General features: G+C 58.5%; 24 protein-coding genes and 1 other RNA gene. 13 read left to right on the top strand and 12 right to left on the bottom strand.

Annotated features, from left to right (window positions below; translation table 11 throughout):
- Positions 1-180 precede the first annotated feature (180 nt).
- The 8 genes from ACNY69_RS11150 to ACNY69_RS11115 all read left to right on the top strand — a co-directional run bounded on the left by ACNY69_RS11150 (position 181) and on the right by ACNY69_RS11115 (position 4455).
- Positions 181-855, top strand: a complete 675-nt coding sequence (locus ACNY69_RS11150) for a DedA family protein (RefSeq protein WP_111142125.1) — start codon at positions 181-183, stop codon at positions 853-855.
- Complete coding sequence (mzrA, locus tag ACNY69_RS11145; RefSeq protein ID WP_367395852.1) at positions 855-1202, top strand: EnvZ/OmpR regulon moderator MzrA; 348 nt, start codon at positions 855-857, stop codon at positions 1200-1202. The genes ACNY69_RS11150 and mzrA overlap by 1 nt, the downstream gene beginning before the upstream one ends.
- A gap of 191 nt (positions 1203-1393) precedes the next feature.
- Complete coding sequence (locus tag ACNY69_RS11140) at positions 1394-1768, top strand: DUF1090 domain-containing protein (RefSeq protein ID WP_111139263.1); 375 nt, start codon at positions 1394-1396, stop codon at positions 1766-1768.
- Between the two features lie 35 nt (positions 1769-1803).
- Positions 1804-2109, top strand: coding sequence for an ElaB/YgaM/YqjD family protein (locus ACNY69_RS11135; protein WP_111139262.1), 306 nt, complete (start codon positions 1804-1806; stop codon positions 2107-2109).
- 2 nt (positions 2110-2111) lie between these two features.
- A complete protein-coding gene (locus ACNY69_RS11130) occupies positions 2112-2507 on the top strand; it encodes a phage holin family protein (RefSeq protein ID WP_199559984.1) in 396 nt (131 codons plus the stop codon).
- Entirely contained in the window at positions 2507-2791 is a 285-nt protein-coding gene (locus ACNY69_RS11125) for a YqjK-like family protein (RefSeq protein ID WP_111139260.1), read from the top strand. The genes ACNY69_RS11130 and ACNY69_RS11125 overlap by 1 nt, the downstream gene beginning before the upstream one ends.
- A gap of 202 nt (positions 2792-2993) precedes the next feature.
- Entirely contained in the window at positions 2994-3404 is a 411-nt protein-coding gene (locus ACNY69_RS11120) for a DoxX family protein (RefSeq protein ID WP_111139259.1), read from the top strand.
- A gap of 76 nt (positions 3405-3480) precedes the next feature.
- A complete protein-coding gene (locus ACNY69_RS11115) occupies positions 3481-4455 on the top strand; it encodes a glutathione S-transferase family protein (RefSeq protein WP_367395853.1) in 975 nt (324 codons plus the stop codon).
- A 163-nt stretch (positions 4456-4618) separates the two neighbouring features.
- On the opposite strand, the gene rnpB is transcribed toward ACNY69_RS11115, so the two are convergent.
- Positions 4619-4997: RNase P RNA component class A (gene rnpB, locus ACNY69_RS11110), an RNA gene on the bottom strand.
- A 33-nt stretch (positions 4998-5030) separates the two neighbouring features.
- Positions 5031-5897, bottom strand: a complete 867-nt coding sequence (rsmI, locus tag ACNY69_RS11105; protein ID WP_111139257.1) for a 16S rRNA (cytidine(1402)-2'-O)-methyltransferase — start codon at positions 5895-5897, stop codon at positions 5031-5033.
- A 62-nt stretch (positions 5898-5959) separates the two neighbouring features.
- Between rsmI and ACNY69_RS11100 the strand changes: the two genes are divergently transcribed.
- The 4 genes from ACNY69_RS11100 to dolP are packed head-to-tail and all read left to right on the top strand — an operon-like array spanning position 5960 to position 9535.
- Positions 5960-7993: a penicillin-binding protein activator gene (locus tag ACNY69_RS11100; protein ID WP_111139256.1), complete on the top strand. Its 2034-nt coding sequence runs from the start codon at positions 5960-5962 to the stop codon at positions 7991-7993.
- Complete coding sequence (locus ACNY69_RS11095; RefSeq protein WP_111139255.1) at positions 7951-8346, top strand: YraN family protein; 396 nt, start codon at positions 7951-7953, stop codon at positions 8344-8346. Before ACNY69_RS11100 ends, ACNY69_RS11095 begins: the two co-directional genes overlap by 43 nt.
- A gap of 14 nt (positions 8347-8360) precedes the next feature.
- Positions 8361-8948 carry a DnaA initiator-associating protein DiaA gene (gene diaA / locus ACNY69_RS11090; protein ID WP_111139254.1) on the top strand — a complete coding sequence of 196 codons (588 nt, stop codon included), beginning with the start codon at positions 8361-8363 and terminating at the stop codon, positions 8946-8948.
- 14 nt (positions 8949-8962) lie between these two features.
- A complete protein-coding gene (gene dolP, locus ACNY69_RS11085) occupies positions 8963-9535 on the top strand; it encodes a division/outer membrane stress-associated lipid-binding lipoprotein (protein WP_111139253.1) in 573 nt (190 codons plus the stop codon).
- A gap of 52 nt (positions 9536-9587) precedes the next feature.
- Here dolP and ACNY69_RS11080 read toward each other — a convergent pair whose 3' ends face one another.
- Positions 9588-10292 (bottom strand): pirin family protein, encoded by a 705-nt coding sequence (locus tag ACNY69_RS11080; RefSeq protein WP_111139252.1) that lies wholly within the window; start codon positions 10290-10292, stop codon positions 9588-9590.
- Positions 10293-10421: 129 nt separating this feature from the next.
- Between ACNY69_RS11080 and ACNY69_RS11075 the strand changes: the two genes are divergently transcribed.
- On the top strand, positions 10422-11321 hold the full coding sequence (locus ACNY69_RS11075; protein WP_111139251.1) for a LysR family transcriptional regulator: 900 nt from the start codon (positions 10422-10424) through the stop codon (positions 11319-11321).
- A 3-nt stretch (positions 11322-11324) separates the two neighbouring features.
- Here the strand turns inward: ACNY69_RS11075 and ACNY69_RS11070 are convergent, their stop codons facing one another.
- From ACNY69_RS11070 to ACNY69_RS11030, 9 genes are all read right to left on the bottom strand, one after another.
- Complete coding sequence (locus tag ACNY69_RS11070; protein WP_418798315.1) at positions 11325-13235, bottom strand: BglG family transcription antiterminator; 1911 nt, start codon at positions 13233-13235, stop codon at positions 11325-11327.
- 105 nt (positions 13236-13340) lie between these two features.
- Positions 13341-14081 (bottom strand): 2-dehydro-3-deoxy-phosphogluconate aldolase, encoded by a 741-nt coding sequence (dagF, locus tag ACNY69_RS11065; protein ID WP_111139249.1) that lies wholly within the window; start codon positions 14079-14081, stop codon positions 13341-13343.
- Positions 14078-15199 (bottom strand): DgaE family pyridoxal phosphate-dependent ammonia lyase, encoded by a 1122-nt coding sequence (locus ACNY69_RS11060; RefSeq protein WP_367395855.1) that lies wholly within the window; start codon positions 15197-15199, stop codon positions 14078-14080. The genes dagF and ACNY69_RS11060 overlap by 4 nt, the downstream gene beginning before the upstream one ends.
- Positions 15183-16313, bottom strand: coding sequence for an amidohydrolase/deacetylase family metallohydrolase (locus ACNY69_RS11055; RefSeq protein WP_111139247.1), 1131 nt, complete (start codon positions 16311-16313; stop codon positions 15183-15185). Before ACNY69_RS11055 ends, ACNY69_RS11060 begins: the two co-directional genes overlap by 17 nt.
- A gap of 43 nt (positions 16314-16356) precedes the next feature.
- Positions 16357-16998, bottom strand: a complete 642-nt coding sequence (locus tag ACNY69_RS11050; RefSeq protein WP_418798312.1) for a DUF4310 family protein — start codon at positions 16996-16998, stop codon at positions 16357-16359.
- Between the two features lie 11 nt (positions 16999-17009).
- Complete coding sequence (locus ACNY69_RS11045; protein ID WP_111139245.1) at positions 17010-17786, bottom strand: DUF4311 domain-containing protein; 777 nt, start codon at positions 17784-17786, stop codon at positions 17010-17012.
- 114 nt (positions 17787-17900) lie between these two features.
- Positions 17901-18200: a DUF4312 family protein gene (locus tag ACNY69_RS11040; RefSeq protein WP_111139244.1), complete on the bottom strand. Its 300-nt coding sequence runs from the start codon at positions 18198-18200 to the stop codon at positions 17901-17903.
- On the bottom strand, positions 18197-18559 hold the full coding sequence (locus ACNY69_RS11035) for an SFCGS family glycine-rich protein (protein WP_111139243.1): 363 nt from the start codon (positions 18557-18559) through the stop codon (positions 18197-18199). Before ACNY69_RS11035 ends, ACNY69_RS11040 begins: the two co-directional genes overlap by 4 nt.
- 13 nt (positions 18560-18572) lie before the next feature.
- Positions 18573-18908, bottom strand: a complete 336-nt coding sequence (locus tag ACNY69_RS11030) for a glycine dehydrogenase (protein WP_418798309.1) — start codon at positions 18906-18908, stop codon at positions 18573-18575.
- Positions 18909-19004: the final 96 nt, after the last annotated feature.

The raw sequence follows: 19004 nt of genomic DNA, 5'->3' as shown, positions 1-19004 counted from the left end.
GTTATCACCCTTTTATTACCCTTTGCGACAGGGGGTTATAAAGTCGCTGATTTAACAATCGATTCTGGAAGGATCCGGAAAATCCCGCCCAGGCTGTGCTCCTGAAAATTTATAACGAAATGCCGGTCTGCGTTTAAGTCCCTGTGGGACATGTTTAACAATGATGTTCAGGAATGATTGATGGATATTTTGCAAGCGTTGCTGCATGCCCTGTGGCAACAGGATTACGAAACTCTTTCCGATCCCACGCTGGTATGGGCCATTTACGGCGTGCTGTTTATGATTCTGTTTCTGGAAAATGGCCTGCTTCCTGCCGCATTTTTACCGGGTGACAGCCTGCTGATTCTGGTTGGCGTGCTGATAGCCAAAGGCACCATGAGTTTCCCGTTAACGATCCTGGTATTGACCACGGGTGCCAGCCTTGGCTGCTGGGTAAGCTATATCCAGGGGCGATGGCTGGGCAATACGCCTACCGTGCAGAAGTGGCTCTCTCACCTTCCCGCCCAGTACCACCAGCGCGCGCACAGCATGTTTCATCGTCACGGTTTGTCGGCTCTGCTGATTGGCCGCTTTATCGCCTTTGTGCGGACGCTCTTGCCAACCATTGCCGGATTGTCCGGCCTCAGCAATACCCGTTTCCAGTTTTTCAATTGGGTAAGCGCCTTCCTGTGGGTTGTGATTTTAACCGTTATCGGCTTTGCGCTGGGTAAAACCCCGATTTTCCGGCGTTACGAAGATGAGATGATGTTCTTCCTGATGATGCTGCCACTGGCGCTGCTGGTCTTTGGCCTGATCGGGTCCCTGGTCGTGTTATGGCGTAAGCGTCAGGCGAATCAGAACGGGAAAGCCGAGTAATGAAACTGCTACAGGCTGTTCCCAAACGGTGGCTACCGTGGCTGATTGCTGCCGCCTTTGCGCTGGCCGCGCTCTGTCTTGTTCCCGGTCTGATCAAACACGAAACGGTAGTGCAGATTCGGGTTTCCCATGCCGGAGCGACGCTGCCCGACGGTTTTTATCTCTATCAGCAGTTAAGCGCGCAGGGTATTCGTATCAAAAGCATCACGCCTGCAGGTGATGCGCTGGTCATCCATTTTGACAGCGAAGAGCAGAGCCTGGCGGCGCAAAAAGTCCTGCGTCGTCTGTTGCCACAGGGCTTTATTGTGGCGCAGCACGATCACTCGCAGCACCTCTCTCTGGCCTGATCGCCCGAACTCGCCTCCTTCAGTCCACCGCGTTGTTACAGGGTGGGCTGAAAGAGGCCCTATCTCCCGGTCTTCTTTGAACTTTTTACTATCGCTGTCTATGCTTAAGCGAGAGTCGATCCTCAGCACCCGAAATCAGATGATTACGCCAGTGATGACGGATCAGGTCGCAAAGGAAGGGTCCAGGACCGATGAAATATCAAATTTTACTGGGTGTCACGCTCTTCTCGCTGTCCGGTTCACTGCTGGCCGCCGAAGCGCTGTGTGAGCAGAAGGAGCAGGACATTCAGCGTGAAATCGGCATGGCACAGAAGCACAACAACCAGCGCCGGGTTAACGGTCTGGAGCGTGCGCTGACAGAAGTCCGGGCTGACTGCAGTGATAAAAAACTCGAAGCAGCCCATCTGGAAAGAATTAACGCGCAGAAGCAGAAAGTGGCGGAACGCGAGCACGCACTCAGGGAAGAGCGCGAAAAGGGTCATGACAGGGAGAAAATGGCCAGAAGACAACAAAAGCTGGATGAAGCGCGCCGGGAGCTGAAAAAGTTACAGGCGGAGCCCTATTAATCGGAATTAAACTACTGATGTTAAAGGAGTATTTTATGTCTAAAGACACATCATCGGAACATTTGCGTGCTGAGCTGAAAAACCTGGCGGATACGCTGGAAGAAGTGCTGAGCAGTGGCACTGAAAAATCCAAAGGCGAGCTGGATAAACTGCGTAACAAGGCGCGTGTGGCGCTGGACAGTTCGCGCGAACGTCTGGGCGAATCTGGCGAGCGTATTGCGGCGACCACCCGCGAAGCGGCACAGAAAGCTGAAGGCTACGTGCGTGAAAATCCCTGGCATGGTGTGGGCATCGGTGCAGCGATTGGCGTCGCACTGGGCATGCTCATTTCGCGTCGTTAATCATGACTGACTCACAGCAGAACCACGGCCCGGCGAAAGGGGTCATTAACATCGGTCAGCGTATTGTAACCACGCTGGTGGGTATGGTTGAGACGCGTGTCCGTCTGGCAGTGGTGGAACTGGAACAGGAAAAAGCAAACCTGATACAGCTGCTGTTGATGGTGGGCCTTACCATGCTGTTCACGGCATTCGGTCTGATGAGCCTGATGGTGCTGATCATCTGGGCGGTCGACGCACAGTATCGCCTGATGGCGATTGGCATCACGACCGGAACGCTGTTCCTGCTGGCGGTTATCTTCGGGCTCTGGACACTTCGCAAAACACGTCAGTCCACGCTGTTGCGCCACACGCGCAAAGAGCTGGAAACCGATCGTAAATTGCTGGAGGAGCAACGCTGATGAGCCGCCGCGAGCGTGAAGAACGCATCCATGAACTGCTTAAGCATGTGCAGCAGCAGCGGCTGGACTTGAGCGCTGCGCGGCGTGACTGGCTGGAAGGCACCGCCCACTACGATCGCGGCTGGTTTACTTTCCTCAGCTTACGTCGTTATCTGGCTATCGGCAGCAGTGCTCTGGCCGTCTACTCGATTCGCAGCCCTAACAGGCTGCTACGCTGGGCAAAACGGGGCTTTGGCGCCTGGAGCACCTGGCGCATGATTAAGTCCGCCATGCCACCGCGCTAATCCTGTTAAAAGCCGGCCCTGAAAAGGCCGGCTTTTCTTCATCAGAATTTCTGAAAAACACTGACAGTTTATCTCGCTTACAACCTTTTCGCCGCGCGACTATCATCTCCAGCCATCACCCCAATGAACGCAGCACTGCTTTCAGCGGGCATAAACCCTGCGGGCAACCTGCCCTGCATCACTGATAGCGCTGGAGTAAATGATGAAAAAATTCGAAGATACTGGTCTGTTACTGGCTCGCATCCTGATGCCAATCCTGTTTATCACGGCAGGCTGGGGCAAGATCACCGGTTATGCCGGTACGCAGCAGTATATGGAAGCGATGGGCGTACCTGGCTTTATGCTGCCGCTGGTGATCCTGCTGGAGTTCGGCGGTGGTCTGGCCATCCTGTTTGGCTTCCTGACCCGTTTTACGGCTCTCTTTACCGCAGGCTTCACCATCCTGACGGCGTTCCTGTTCCACAGTAACTTTGCCGAAGGCGTCAACCAGCTGATGTTTATGAAGAATCTCTCCATCGCCGGTGGCTTCCTGGTATTGGGTCTGGTCGGTCCTGGCGCATACAGCCTTGATCACCTGATCAGCAAAAGAAAACCGCAGGCCGTTGCGCGCTAATCTCACGTAATGCGTAATGCCACATATACTTAGCAGGGCGGGGAAGTTTCCCCGCCCTGTTTGCATTGGAGCCATTATGGGACAGTTAATTGACGGTGTCTGGCATGACACCTGGTATGACACCAAATCGACCGGCGGTCGATTTAAGCGTTCAGAATCAGCGTTCCGTAACTGGGTTACGGCGGACGGCAGTGCGGGTCCGACAGGCAGCGCGGGATTCACCGCTGAACGCGACCGCTATCATCTTTATGTCTCGCTGGCCTGCCCATGGGCGCACCGCACCCTGCTGATGCGTCAGCTGAAAGGGCTGGAGAGCATGATCGATGTGTCAGTCGTCCATCCCCTGATGCTGGAGAACGGCTGGACCTTTGATGATACCTTCGAAGAGGCGACCGGCGACAAGCTCTATCAGAATGAGTTTCTTTACCAGCTCTATCTGCATGCTGACCCGCAGTATAGCGGCCGCGTCACCGTGCCGGTTTTGTGGGACAAGCAGCAGAACACCATCGTCAGCAATGAGTCGGCGGATATTATCCGCATGTTCAACAGCGCCTTTGATGCAGTGGGTGCGCGCGCCGGTGACTATTATCCCGAGGCGCTGCGTCAGGAAATCGATGAGCTGAACGGCTGGATCTATGACACCGTGAACAACGGCGTCTACAAATCGGGCTTTGCCACGTCGCAATCCGCCTACGATGAGGCTGTGACTGCCCTGTTCCATTCGCTGTCGCGGCTGGAGCAGATTTTAGGCCAGCATCGCTATCTGACCGGCGACCAGCTGACCGAGGCGGATCTCCGACTCTGGACCACGCTGGTCCGTTTCGACCCGGTCTATGTGACCCACTTTAAATGCGATCGTCACCGGATTTCTGATTACAGAAACCTCAGTGGTTTCCTGCGCGACATCTATCAGATGCCCGGTATCGCAGAGACGGTCAGCCTGCCGCATATCCGTCACCACTACTATTGCAGCCACAAGACCATCAACCCGCACGGCGTCATTTCGCTGGGCCCGGCGTTTGACTGGGATGAGCCGCACGGTCGCGGTTAAAGGTTGTGAGTGTCATAAAAGCAAAAACCCCGCTGAGGTGGGGTTTTCAGTAAAAGTCGAAGCTGACCGTTAAGCCGCTTTCTTTTCATAGCGTGCGTCGTGGACAGTCATCTATCGCTGCCCCAAAAGCAAAAACCCCGCAGAAGCGGGGTTTTCAGTAAAAAGTCGAAGCTGACCGTTAAGCCGGGTTCTGTCGTGGACAGTCATTCATCTAGGCCAGCAATCACTCACTGGCTCAAGCAGCCTACCCGGGTTCAGTACGGGCCGTACCTTGTGAACCCCTATTTGGCCTTGCTCCGGGTGGAGTTTACCGTGCCACGAACTGTTGCCAGTCGCGCGGTGCGCTCTTACCGCACCCTTTCACCCTTACCTGATCCCATTTCTGGGCCATCGGCGGTTTGCTCTCTGTTGCACTGGTCGTAGGCTTGCGCCTCCCAGGCGTTACCTGGCACCCTGCCCTATGGAGCCCGGACTTTCCTCCCCTCTGCCCGTCTCCCCACAAGTGAGGACGACGACAAAGCGGCGACTGTCTGGTCAGCTTCGGCGCGGGATAATAGGACATTCCCCGCCGTTTGTCACGCCTCTTGCTGCGCCAGCGCATACTTATAAAGCGCATTCTTCTTCACGCCATGGATCTCTGCCGCCAGCGCCGCCGCGCGCTTCAGTGGCAGCTCCTTCTGCAGCAGCGCCAGGGTTCGCAGCGCGTCAGCCGGTAACGCATCGTCATCCAGGACCTTATGCCCTTCGACAATCAGCACCATCTCGCCTTTGCGGCGATTCTCATCCTCTTTTACCCAGGCCAGCAGCTCGCCTGCCGGCGCACCGTGGATGGACTCCCAGGTTTTGGTCAGCTCACGCGCCAGCACGACATACCGGTCAGCGCCCAGCTCACTGACCATATCCTGCAGGCTGTCGATCAGACGGTGGGTGGATTCATAAAAAATCAGCGTGCGCGGCTCCTGCACCAGCGCCCGCAGCGCATCACAGCGGCCTTTGGTTTTGGCGGGCAGAAACCCTTCGTAACAGAAACGATCGGACGGCAGACCGGCGGCACTCAAGGCGGCAATCGCGGCACAGGCACCCGGCAGCGGCACCACACGGATACCTGCTTCACGGCAGCGACGCACCAGATGGTAGCCCGGATCGTTGATCAGCGGCGTGCCAGCATCAGAAACTAAGGCTATGCTTTGACCTTCCTGCAGCTTCGTCAGCAGCAGCTCAGCTTTGTGCTGTTCGTTGTGGTCATGAAGTGAGAAGAGTCGCGCATTGATGGCGAAATGTTGTAGCAACAGCCCGGTATGACGTGTATCTTCCGCAGCGACCAGATCGACGCTCGAAAGCACCGTCAGCGCCCGCTGGGTGATATCACCCAAATTACCAATCGGGGTTGGAACGATGTAGAGCGTGCTGGCAGAAATCTCTGCCCGATCGAGTTGTTTCATTGTTTCATCCGAATTGCCGATTTAATATTGAGCATCTTGAAAAAAACATCACTGGATACAGTATGCTTCCTTCAAAAGTCGTTCGTCATAAAGCAGGACGCTTTCTGCCTGTCATTCTTGCTGGGCTGATTTTAGCCGCGTGTAGCGGTCAGGGGCCGCAAACCTCAACCGTTAATATTCAGGGGCCTGTCACAGCCAGCTCCGCTTACTATCTTCAACAGGCGCAGCAAAGCAGCGATGATAGCAAGACCGACTGGCAATTACTCGCAATCCGCGCCCTGTTGAAGGAAGGAAAATATCCTGAAGCGACGCAGCAACTGAGCCAGTTGCCGCAGCAGCTCTCTGAGACGCAGCAGCAGGAATCTCTGCTGCTCAACGCGCAATTGCTGATTGCGCAGCAGAAAACTAAAGAGGCTGAACCGCTGTTAGCCCAGGTGAAAACCGGCGCACTGTCGCAGGATCAGCTGGCGCGCTACTACAGCCTGCAGATCGCCAGCGCCCAGGGTCGCCCGTCGCTCTCACTGGTGCGCTCTTATATCGCCCAGGAGCCGCTGCTGAAAGGCACCGATCATCAGGGCAATATTGACGCGACCTGGCAGACGCTGACGCAGATGTCACCGCAGGAAGTCAGCAACCTGGTCATCAATGCCGACGAAAATGTGCTGCAGGGCTGGCTGGATCTGCTCGCGGTCTGGCGCGCTAATGCCCAGGATGCGGAGATGCTCAAGTCAGGCATTAAAGACTGGCAGACCCGCTACCCGCAGAACCCGGCGGCCAAAACCCTGCCGACGCAGCTCAGTCAGATGCAGAGCTACACCAAAGCCTCAACCAGCCTGATCGCGCTGCTGCTGCCGCTGAACGGCCAGGCGCAGGTGTTTGCCAACGCGATTCAGAAAGGCTTTAACGACGCGAAGAACGGTCTCTCTGCTCCGGCCGCGCAGCCTGCCGCAGCCGCACAGCCCGCCACGGCCGAGGCCGCGGCCAGCACGCAGCCCGCTGCCGTCGCAGGTTCTGCCAGCGATCCGATTAGCGCACCGCAGCAACAGCAGCAGCAGCCTGCCGAGACCGCCGCTCAGCCTCAGTCTCAGCCGGTTGCCGCACAACCGGCCAGCAGTGCTCAGATCAAGGTGTATGACACCAGCAGCCAGCCAATTGAGCAGGTGATGCAGCAGGCTCAGCAGGATGGCGCCACCATCGTGGTCGGCCCGCTGCTGAAGAGCAACGTCGAGAAAGTCGCCAACAGCCAGACGCCCCTAAATGTGCTGGCGCTTAACGAGCCAGAGCAGATTCAGAATCATCCAAACATCTGTTACTTTGCGCTCTCGCCTGAAGATGAAGCCCGCGACGCGGCGCACCATATCTGGGATCAGGGTAAACGCCAGCCGCTGCTGCTGGTTCCGCGTAGCGGATTGGGCGATCGCGTCACCAACGCCTTTGCTCAGGAGTGGCAGTCGCTGGGTGGCACGACGGTGATGCAGCAGCGCTTCGGTTCCACTGCTGAACTGAAACAGGGCATCAACAGTGGCGCAGGCATCAGTCTCTCCGGTACGCCGGTGAATGCCGCCCCTGCCGCGTCGCAGGGTGTTTCTATCGCAGGGCTGACGATTCCTGCTCCACAGCAGAGCACGCCGGATGCGGTCAGCACCAGCAGCGGTGGCAGCGTCGACGCAGTCTATATCGTATCGACTCAGGATGAACTGCAGCTGATCAAACCGATGATCACGATGCGCACCGGCAGCCGCAGCAACATCTCGCTCTATGCCAGCTCACGCAGCGCACAGGCCGGTGCCGGTCCCGATTTTCGTCTGGAGATGGATGGCCTGCAGTTCAGTGACATCCCGCTGCTTTCCGGCAGCAACCCTGGCCTGATGCAGCAGACCGCGAAGTCATTTAACAATGACTACTCGCTGGTGCGCCTCTACGCCATGGGAATGGATGCCTGGACGCTGGCGAATCACTTTAACCAGATGCGCCAGACACCAGGCTTTACGCTGGACGGCAACACCGGCAGGCTCAGCGCCAACACGGATTGTGTGATCAACAGGAAGTTGACATGGAACCAGTATCGTCGGGGCGAAATCGCACCGGCCAACTGACCCGCCGCCAGATAGGTGCCGGGCATGAAGATGCGGCCCGGCGCTATCTGGAGCAGGCTGGCCTGAAATGGGTCGCCAGCAATGTTCACTTTCATCATGGTGAACTTGACCTGATTATGCGTGACGGGCACTGTTGGGTGTTTGTGGAAGTCCGCTACCGTCGCGACGCGCGTTATGGTGGCGCACTCGCCAGCATAACCCGGAATAAACAACAAAAGCTGCTGCGCGCTGCCGCTCTCTGGCTGGCGCAACGCGGCGGCAGTTTTGAAACAGTGAATTGCCGTTTCGATATCATCGCCATTACCGGCACGGCGCTTGAATGGCTGCCGAATGCCTTTAATGCAGACGTTTAGAACCAGGTGGTCGTGTGCAGGAAAGAATTAAAGCGTGTTTTACTGAAAGTATTCAGACCCAGATAGCCGCCGCCGAGGCATTGCCCGATGCCATCTCCCGTGCGGCCATGACGCTGGTACAGTCGTTACTCAATGGCAATAAAATCCTGAGCTGTGGCAACGGGGCCTCATCGGCCAATGCCCAGCATTTTGCCGCCAGCATGATCAATCGTTTTGAGACCGAACGCCCCAGCTTACCGGCGCTGGCGCTGAGTGCAGACAACGTGATGCTGACGGCAATCGGCAATGACCGGCTGCATGATGAAGTGTATGCCAAGCAGGTGCGCGCCCTGGGACAGGCTGGCGATGTACTGCTGGCGATCTCTACCCGCGGCAACACGCGTGACATTATCAAGGCGGTGGAAGCCGCAGTGACACGCGATATGACTATCGTTGCGCTAACCGGGTATGATGGCGGAGAGCTTGCCGGACTGCTGGGCCCGCAGGATGTGGAAATCCGTATTCCCTCTCATCGCAGTGCCCGGATTCAGGAGATGCATATGCTCACCGTGAATTGCCTGTGCGATCTGATCGATAACACTCTCTTTCCCCATCAGGAATGAACGAAGGAGCACGAATGAAAGCATTGAACGCTATAGCTATTCTGTTAACTGCCATGCTGCTGCAGGGCTGCGTTGCGGTCGTTGCGGGCGGAGCTGCCGTTGCGACCAAAACGGCGACCGATCCCCGCTCTGTCGGGACGCAGGTGGATGATGGCACGCTGGAGCTGCGCGTCACAAACGCGTTAGCTAAAGATCAGCAGATCAAAACCGATGCCCGCGTGATTGCCACGGCTTACCAGGGCAAAGTGCTGCTGACCGGTCAGGCACCGTCGCAGGAGATTGCTAATCGCGCCAAACAGATCACGATGGGCGTTGATGGCGCAACCGAAGTGTATAACGAGATCCGTATCGGCCAGAAAGTGACGCTCGGCACCACCTCGTCCGACACCTGGATCACCACCAAAATCCGCTCACAGCTGCTGGGCAGCGATCAGGTGAAATCGTCTAACGTGAAGGTGACGACGGAGAATGGCGAAGTGTTCCTGCTGGGTCTGGTGACGCCACAGGAAGCGCAGGCAGCGGCCGATATTGCGAGCCGTGTCAGCGGCGTGAAGCACGTTACCACCGCATTCACCATGCTGAAGTAATCGGCAGAAAGCAAAAAAGGCGGCCCTGGCCGCCTTTTTTATTGCCTGTAATTCAGACAGGAATGTCGATGATCAGCGCGCGGGTCGCTGTTTTCGCGGTCAGCTGCAACAGCTTCTCCTCCTGCAGGAACGCGCCGTCGCCGCAGCCCAGTTTTTCCTGATGGTCGGTGCCGGACATGGCCGTCAGCGATCCGTGAATCGACTGCAGATAGGCGCGTGGCCCCTGCAGGCGCAGCGCGTGCTGCTCACCGGGTGCCAGTTCAACCTGATAAATCCACACCTGCTGACGCAGTTGCAGACTCGCTTCCACGCCATCCGGAGAGGCGACCAGCTGCGACAGCTGCCCGTCGGCCAGCGCCATTTTCTGCATCCGTGGGTTTTCCCGCTCCGGGCAGGCGGCCAGCCAGAGCTGCATACGCGTCAGCGGACGCTCTTTGCTCAGGTTGATTTCCGTGTAACTGACCCCCGGCTGCGCAGAGAGCAGCAGCGCCTCCCCTTCCTGCACGCTGATGGTGTTGCCTTCGCTGTCGCGATACTCCGCTTCACCCTGCAGCACGATGTTCAGCACATCGACCTGGGGATAGGAGCGCGGCTGAAACGCCGCGCCCGGTGCCAGCACTTCCTGGTTCAGGACGCGCAGTGACGCGTAGCCCATCAGCTTTGGATCAAAATAGTGGCCAAAAGAGAAACTGTAGCGGGCCTGTAACCAGCCAAAATCGGCCTGGCCACATGCGGACGCGCTGCGTGTGGTGATCATGATTTACCTCCGGCATCCGTTGACGAGGATCGGTCACGGACTCTATACCCTCATGGTAAAAGTCTGGACGCCGGATTGTTAGCCAGTTAATCTGCCCGGCATGTTCAAATTTCCTGACAGAGAACCGGGATGGCTAAAGAGCGTGCGTTAACCCTTGAATCTTTACGTGTGATGGATGCGATCGATCGGCGAGGCAGTTTTGCCGCCGCCGCGGATGAACTGGGCCGCGTCCCCTCCGCCCTCAGCTACACCATGCAGAAGCTGGAAGAGGAGCTGGATGTGGTGCTGTTTGACCGTTCCGGTCATCGCACCAAATTCACGAACGTGGGACGCATGCTGCTGGAGCGTGGCCGGGTGCTGCTGGAAGCCGCCGATAAACTCACCACCGACGCGGAAGCGCTGGCGCGCGGCTGGGAGACCCACCTGACCATCGTGACCGAAGCGCTGGTGCCGGTGGAGGCACTGTTTCCGCTGGTCACGCGGCTGGCCGACAAGGCCAACACGCAGTTTTCGCTGGTTACCGAAGTGCTGGCGGGGGCCTGGGAGCGGCTGGAACAGGGTCGCGCCGACATCGTGATCGCGCCGGATATGCACTTCCGCGCCTCCACCGAGATCAATACCCGCAAGCTCTACACCATGATGAGTGTCTATGTCGCCAGCGCCGATCACCCGATTCACAACGAGCCTGAACCGCAGTCAGAAGTGACGCGGGTGAAATACCGTGGCATTGCGGTGGCTGACACCGCCCGAGAGCGGCCGGTGCTGACCGTGCAGCTGCTGGATAAGCAGCAGCGCCTGACCGTGAGCAGTATGGATGACAAGCGCCGCGCGCTGCTGGCGGGCCTGGGCGTCGCGACCATGCCCTATTCGTTAGTGGAGCAGGATATTGCCGAAGGTCGCCTGCGGGTGGTCAGCCCGGAGTATACCCGCGAGGTCGATATTATTATGGCGTGGCGGCGTGACAGCATGGGCGAAGCCAAATCCTGGTGTCTGCGTGAGATCCCGCGCCTGCTGGCGAAAAAAAACTGATACTCAGGGGCGGCTCAGACAATCCATTGCGACCGCCCTGAAGCTGCTGAAATCGGTGCAGTCCCGCAGGCGGGTCATCGCCCTTTCACGCAGAAACGTCACAAACAGATCGTAGATCGCCATCGCCTCTTCATACTCACTTTTGCTGATCGCCAGCAGGAAAATCACATAGGCGGTGTCGTCGCCCCAGGCGATCCCCTGCGGGGCCAGCACCGTGCAGACCACGGTTTTCTTTGCCAGCAGCCCCAGCGAGTGCGGCAGCGCAATGCCTTCGCCGAGCATGGTGCTGACAATCGCCTCGCGCTCCTCCACCGACGGACAGAACGCCGCATCCACGAATCCCTCCGCCTCCAACTGGTCGCACAGCTGGCGAAACAGCGCAGAGCGGGTCATGGGTCGATCAACAATATGGAAATGCTGAGCATCAAAAAATTTCGCCAGCATATAGGGACGGGTGCGATCGACCAGCACCAGTTTGCCAATCTGCTCCAGCTGAAAACCGGTGGGAAACGGCGACATGACCACCACCGGCTTCTCTTTTTCGCTGAGCCGGATGGTCGAGATCACAAAATCCTCTTCGATGCGGCTGCGCGCCTCATATTCACGCTGTGACAGCCGTGCCGTGACCTGCAGCTGCGGATAGCGGCGCAGCAGCATCGCCTCGATCATCCGCAGCGTGGAGTTGCCGCTGTCGCACACCAGCAGCACCTGCGGATGGCGCTGATAGCCGACATCATAGTGGCGCTCCAGCCCGACACCGATGTGCAGCACCAGAAAGCCAATCTCATTCTCGCTGATCACATAAGGGGTATATTTCCCCCAGCTGGTTACCGCCGCCAGAGTGACATCATAGGCCATCGGGTAGTGCTGCTTGATGTTACTGAGCAGCGGATTGGGAATGTGAATCTGATAGCGTACCCGGGTAATCATGGTCTTGATGTGGGTAAGCAGATCGGCACGCAGCTGCTGGTCGTTCTGCAGATTGAAGTTGTAGTGGGTGTTGATAAAGCTGAGCAGATAATCCACCAGCGCATCGCCATCATCTGCGTTGATCGCGCTGGGGGCCACCGCCTGAATCCGCCGCGCCGCAATGTTAATCCGCAGCCAGTGCTCTTCGGCCGGGGAGATCGGCTTACTGACCAGCGGTCGCATCAGCGTGATCAGCTGATGTGCGGCTTCACGCTCCTCATCGCCAATCTCTTCGGCACCCGGATCGTTAAGCGGATAGCCTTCGCTGATACGCCGCACCGCCACGGCGCAGTAGATCCGCAGGTAGCGCTCCCCCTCATCACTGAGCCGGATGTTATGCCGGGCGAAACAGCGCTGCAGCAGCGGGCGCAGCGTCTCCAGCATGCCGCTGTTCAGCGCCTCGATGGTCAGCAGCGGGCTCTCCGGCTGCACCTGATCGATTTGCCACAGCAGGTCGGTCAGACAGGTGCGGATCGCCACTTCGCTGCCAAACAGCTTCATGCCGTAATGCGGCTTGCTCTCGATCGTCAGGTGATAGCGCCCCAGCCATTCGCGCACTTCGGCCATATCATTCTGCAGGGTGGCGCGGCTGACAAACCACTCTTCGGCCAGCTCCTCCAGCTTCAGCGAATAGGCGGCGGTGAGAAAGCGGGTCAGCAGATAACGGACCCGATCCGGTGCGGTTCGCGGCACCCGCAGCGGCGACGCACTGTGCTGTTGCAGATGCTGAAAACGCTGCGCATCCTCAATCTTCAGCTGATAGCCCGCGCCGCGATTCAGGATAAACTGCGCGCCATGCTCTGCCAGCAGCGCATTCAGCGCCGTAATGTCGGTGCGCACGGTTCGTGTCGAGACCGCAAAGCGCCGCGCCAGCTCATCCTGAGGCAGCGTTTCGTTTTGCAGAGCATCGAACAGTTGCGCAAGGCGCTGATTGGGAAATCTCACAAGCGTTACCTGTTAGCAGACAAAAGGTGGAAATCAGCCTACGGCGATCGTCGCGCAACGTCCATGCTGCGCGATCGTGCCGGGGCGGTTCGATCGTATCGATCCTCAGGCCAGCAATGTTTTAGAGATGGCCAGCAGCTGCCGCACATCCTCCACGCGCGTCTCGCCACTGGCCTGGTCGATGATCGAACTGTAAACGTGCGGGATCACTTTACTGACGCCGGACTCCAGCGCAATACGGACGATCTCACCGAAGTTTTCCAGATCGATGCCGCCGGTCGGCTCCAGCCAGAAATCCTGCTTTGCGCACGCTTCCGCCACGGCGCGATACTCCGCCACCGCCTGCAGCCCGCCCATCGGAAAATATTTCACCGAGCTGCCGCCCATATCCTGCAGCATCGCGATGGCGGTTTCGACCGGTACGATCCCGTCCCGCTGTTTTGCGCTGCGTGGCCCGGTGGAAATTTTTACCCGACCCGGCGTGCCGGTCGGTGAAATCAGGCCGTTCACCACCGTCTGCGACTGGCCCAGCAGGGCGCGGCTGGTGGCGACGCCGGTAAAGACCTGGTTTACATGCTGCGGTTGCAGCACCGCCGCGATCTCACTCACCATCTGTGACTGATTAGGATCGCCCGCGCCCAGCCCGATCGAGAGCGCGTTGTCGATCAGCGCGGCATACTCGCGCATATCGGCGATCGCGGCCGCGTTGCTGGCGTAGTTTTTCGACAGTACGCCCACCAGCACATGCCCTTCTGCCGCCTGCCAGATGGCGTGCGCATTCTCTTTTGATCCTGCCAGCACATTCAGGCAGAGACGATCCTGATAAAAATGGGGGGTCAGCGTCATGCGTGGTTTTCTCCGTTTAACAGCGCCTGGATGCGGGTAAAGATGGTATTCAGCTGATCGGCGCTGACGCTGCGGACGTCCGCTTCGATGATCCCTTCGTTGGCTTTGTAGCCGCGGAAGTAGATCGCCACGTCGCCCTTTTTCAGCGCCTGCACCAGATCGCCGGTGCGGTGCGGGATCGCGGCTTCATCGAAGGCGATCTCCGTGCGGGCGATATCGCGCCCGGCCCCGTCCCACACCACACGGGCCGTCACGCCGTGCAGGCTGTTGAGCTGCTCAATAAACGGCGTCATTTTTTCCACCATCTGCGCGCCGCTGATCTTCGGCTGCGTCAGATAGCTTTCGATGGCCTGGGTCAGCCCCAGAATGCCCTCTTTGCCGACTTTCATCGCCCGGCCAATACCGTTGCTCTGACGCTTCACCCATTCGACATACTGATGCCTGCCGATCACCAGTCCGCTGGTCGGCCCTTCGATCGCTTTGGCACCGCTATAGATCACCAGATCCGCGCCCGCCGCGTAGTAGCAGTACAGATCCTCTTCTGCGGCAGCATCGACGATCAATGGCACGCCGTGCTCGCGCGCTACGGCGGCAGCCTGCGCCACATCAAGATGGCTCTTCTGCACGCAGTGGTGCGATTTTACATAGAGGATGGCTGCGGTCTGTGGTGTGATCGCCGCGGCGAGCTGAGCGGCTGAGCATTCGTTGCTGTAGCCTGCCTCTACCAGCACTCCGCCGCCCAGCGCCACCATACTTCCCACCGGCGCGCCATAGTTCACGTTGTGCCCTTTCGGCACCACAATCTGATGCGGAACGGTCAGCGGCGCAGCATGCAGATTATCCAGCAGCCAGTCGTTATCTTTGACAATCACCGCCGCCACGCTCTGGGCGATACCGGCCGAGGCGCAGGAGACCACCAGCGCGTTCTCCACCTTCAGCAGATCGGCGATATGGGCGCCCGTCTTATCCACCAGATCGTTCATTTCGAAGTAGTGATCGAGGCCATATTTCACCGTGTCGATTACCTCACTCGACGGCGTGGAGACACCGAGGATCGTCATACGGCCAGAGGCGTTAATCACCGGCTTCAGGCCATACTTTTCATAAACCGAATTCATGCGCGGCTCCTTCTTCAGTCGCAAACCACTCTCCGGCGACCACGGCCGCCAGCGGGATCAGATGTTTGTCACCGGCCACCTGTTCACCTTCTGAATCGATGAAGGGCCGGATCGCCTGGTTAACGCTAAATACCGTCAGATCGGCGTCGTAACCCACTTTCAGCTGGCCTTTACGCTGCAGGTGAAGTCCTGCGGCCGCCCTGACCGTGACGCAGTCGATGACCTGCGGCAGCGTCATGCCAACGCTGAAAAACTTCGACATGACATGCGCCAGACTGTGCACCGGCCCGGCCATGCGATTGCGGCAGTAGATGTCTGAGCTGATGGTGTCGGGCAGAATGCCCTGCGCGATCGCCGTCCGGGCGACCTCAAAGCTGAAACTGGCGCTGCCGTGACCGACATCAAGCCGGACACCGCGCGCAATGGCCTGCTTTACCGCCACTTTCAGTTCGCCCTGCGGTGTCAGAATGCGGTTGGGCTTGCCGTTAAAGCAGTGAGTAATGATGTCGCCGGTGGTGAGCAGATCCACAATCTGGTCGAGATCGGGCGGATTGTTACCAATATGCACCATCAGCGGCAGCCCGCCGCTCTCCTGCTGGATCGCTTTGGCCTTTATCAGCGGCTGCACGCCATTTTTACCGACCACGCTACTGCTGATACGCGCCTTGAGGCCGACAATAAAATCAGGCAGCCGTGTCACCGCCTGCTGCACCGCCTCGCCATCGATCTGCGTCATATCGGCCAGCTCGTTCTGGGTGACGATGCCGGTACGGGCGATATTGATCAGCGCATAGACCTGCGTCGTGGCCGTGCGCGTCAGCCGGTAAAAGTCATCAATGTGATCTGCGCCGGTGCTGCCTGCATCGACGACCGTCGTGACGCCGTGCGCCACGCCAATCGCATCCGCCTCATCATGGTAAATCGGGGATTTGGGATAGCAGTGAACATGGGAGTCGATCCAGCCCGCGCTGAGATAGAAGCGGCCCGCCAGGTTGCGCTCGCGGCGGGCGCGGCCCTGCACATGGCCTATCGCCGCGATGCGGCCATCCTGTAGCGCAATATCGACCACCTGCTCATCGCAGAGGCGCGCGGCGCGGATAATTAAATCGTACATGGTTTCTCCTTAACGGCAGCCCGCTGCCGGGCTACCGGTGAGATCAGAGCGCAATCGGGTAAATCGCACCCAGAATCATTGCGCCCAGAATCGCGCCGCCGGTAATCGGCTTGTTCCAGAGATAGAACAGCAGCGCGCCCAGCAGCGAACCCAGTCCAATCGGGATAGAGGCGCCCATCGCGGAGAGAATGATGAGCGGCCCCAGGAAGCGCCCGGAGGCGTTACCCGCGCCCATCATCACGTCAGCGCCGTAAGTCGAGTCGCTCTGATTGATGGTGAATTTACGTGCCAGAATTATCAGGTAGCCAATGGCCAGGCCGATCACCAGCCCGGTCGCCAGCGAGGCGGCGAAGTTTGCCACCGGAAAGATGATGCCTGCGCCCAGCAGCAGCGCCGGAACGCCCAGCCCAACACCGGTCTGAATCGCGCCGCCGATATCCAGGATGCCTACCAGCGAGCCTTCGATAATGCGGGCAAACAGGAAGCTGGCACCAAAGGCGGCGACCGCGCCATAGACGCCGCTTTCCATGCCTGCGCGCAGCATCGAGACAAACGCCACTTCGTTAAACGCACCGATGCCGTAGAGGTAATACATGTGGGTTCCGGCAAAGACACCCGAGGAGAGCAGGCCAACAAAGATCGGGAAAGACCAGTCTGCGTACCAGAAGCCTCTGTTTTCGTTCATCGCATCGCCCTCTATTTGCCGCTGACGGCGTTATGGATCAGGTCAAGCCAGCCAGGAATGCCGAACTGGAATGACTGCAGCAGTTTCATGTCGAAACCCCGGAAGAAGCCGCTCAGCACAAACAGCAGCACGATTGCGGTCATCATGACCCTGGTGACCCGGTTCCAGCCGCTCTCTTCCACGCCTTTACCGATCAGAATTCCCAGCACCAGGCCCGGCACGGCGTTGCCCATGATCAGCTGCGCCAGACCGCCAAAAATGGTGGCCCAGAAGCCCGACTTCCTGCCCGCGTCGATCGCCGCCAGCCAGAAGATGACCGGCATGACGGTGTTCACCAGCAGATTCGCGGCAGGCACCAGTACTTTAACCGCCGTGACCTGCAGCGCAGCCGGTACCGCCGAGGCGGTCGAGTTAAGGAAGGCGACCACGATCATGCCGATGATGCCGCAGGCGATAGCCATTTTTTTCGGGTTGTGCAGCGTCTCCGCCACGTTACGATTCTTCACCATCAGCGCCGCCGCGCCCCAGTTCGGGATGATGCGGTGATCCACATCCTGCGTGAAGGAACCGGCTGCAACAGAAGATGCCCAGGCATTGAAAAAGAAGCCAAGACCAAAGGAGAAGTGGGATGCCGGATCGCCTTCGCACGAGTTCAGCTCGCCCAGCGTTCGAAACGCGCCCATACCCTGGGTCGTCGGCGCGTGGAACATGCGCGCGGCGCCTGCACCCACGCCGACGCCAACCAGCCCGCCAATGATCAACGACTTAAACAAAATGATTAAAAACATGTTGTTGTACCTTATTGTCGTTTTTTGCCCGCCCGGCGTCAGCCGCCGCCTCGCGCTGCCCGCCGCACCGTCGCGACGGCAGAAATGTGGCAGAACGGCCCGATGCTGACAGGCTTATGATGTTGTCGTGAACACCACCTGCTCCGTGTCGAAAACGGTGACGCTGACGGTGATCTCCAGCGTGACGCTGAAGCGCCGGCGCTGACGCGCCAGAAAGAAGAAGAGAAACTTCTCGGTTCTGACGCTCTCCTGCGCGCGCAGCACCCGGACATCCTGAGGCTCGATGCGCAGCAGGATTTTTTGCGTTGCGCGCAGAACCTGGTTCTGCACACGGCTCAGGGCATCGGCAAAGGCTTGCGCTTTGGTGTCGCCTTTGCCGTCGACCGTCACCTGCGTCACGTAGTGTTCTTTCATGATCCGCTGCCGTGCTTCCTGTTCCAGGCCTGCACCAGCCGCTCGCCTAACTCCTCCTTGTCCATAAAACCAAAACCCAGCACCGTGGCGCCTTCATTGATGGCAGTAACGCCCTCATCGACCGAGCGCATGCCATGTTTTGCTTTGTAACCATGTTTGTTCTGCGCGGTGATCGCGCCTGCACCGCCACTGCCGCAGAAGGAGATGCCAAAATCAGCGTTTTCAGCCTTCATCACATCACCCAGCTTCATGTCGGCCGCCACCCCCGGCACCACGATGGCCCGGCCACCCGCTTTTTCGATGCCTGCCGCCACTTTCTGCCCTTTACCTAACCGATCGCCAATCACGACTGTGACCATGTTCTGTTCCTCTTCAGTTGTTGGATCGCGCGACTTCAATATGGACTGACAGCAGCCACGCCTCTTCACGGGGCAGATTGCCAAACAGCGCCACCACCTGCTGCGCCAGCGCTAACGTCTCCGGCGGAATATCTTCAAACAGCTCCGCTTCCACATCCGGCAGCGGCTCCCCGCTCAGTGAGCGTGACGCCATGGCGGTGACATGGGACTGCAGCATCTGCTGCTGCACCGCATTGGGCTGAATGCCATGCTGCTGGTAAATCGCCTCAATCTGCCTCATCACGCGCTCAGCCAGCGCCTGCACTTTCTCCGGTGGCGCTTCATACACCGGGACGCCGTTATTGCTCACCTTGCTACTCCTGTTAAGCCGGATAATTCGCGTTGAAAATAAATTAGCCCGCATCGCACCGGCTGTGGAGAGGCAACATTTCCAGCAGCAAGTGGA

This window comes from Pantoea graminicola, from assembly GCF_048452665.1.
GTDB lineage: Bacteria > Pseudomonadota > Gammaproteobacteria > Enterobacterales > Enterobacteriaceae > Pantoea.
Note: the sequence above shows the minus strand (reverse complement) of the source record. Positions and strands in the feature narration are given on the sequence as shown.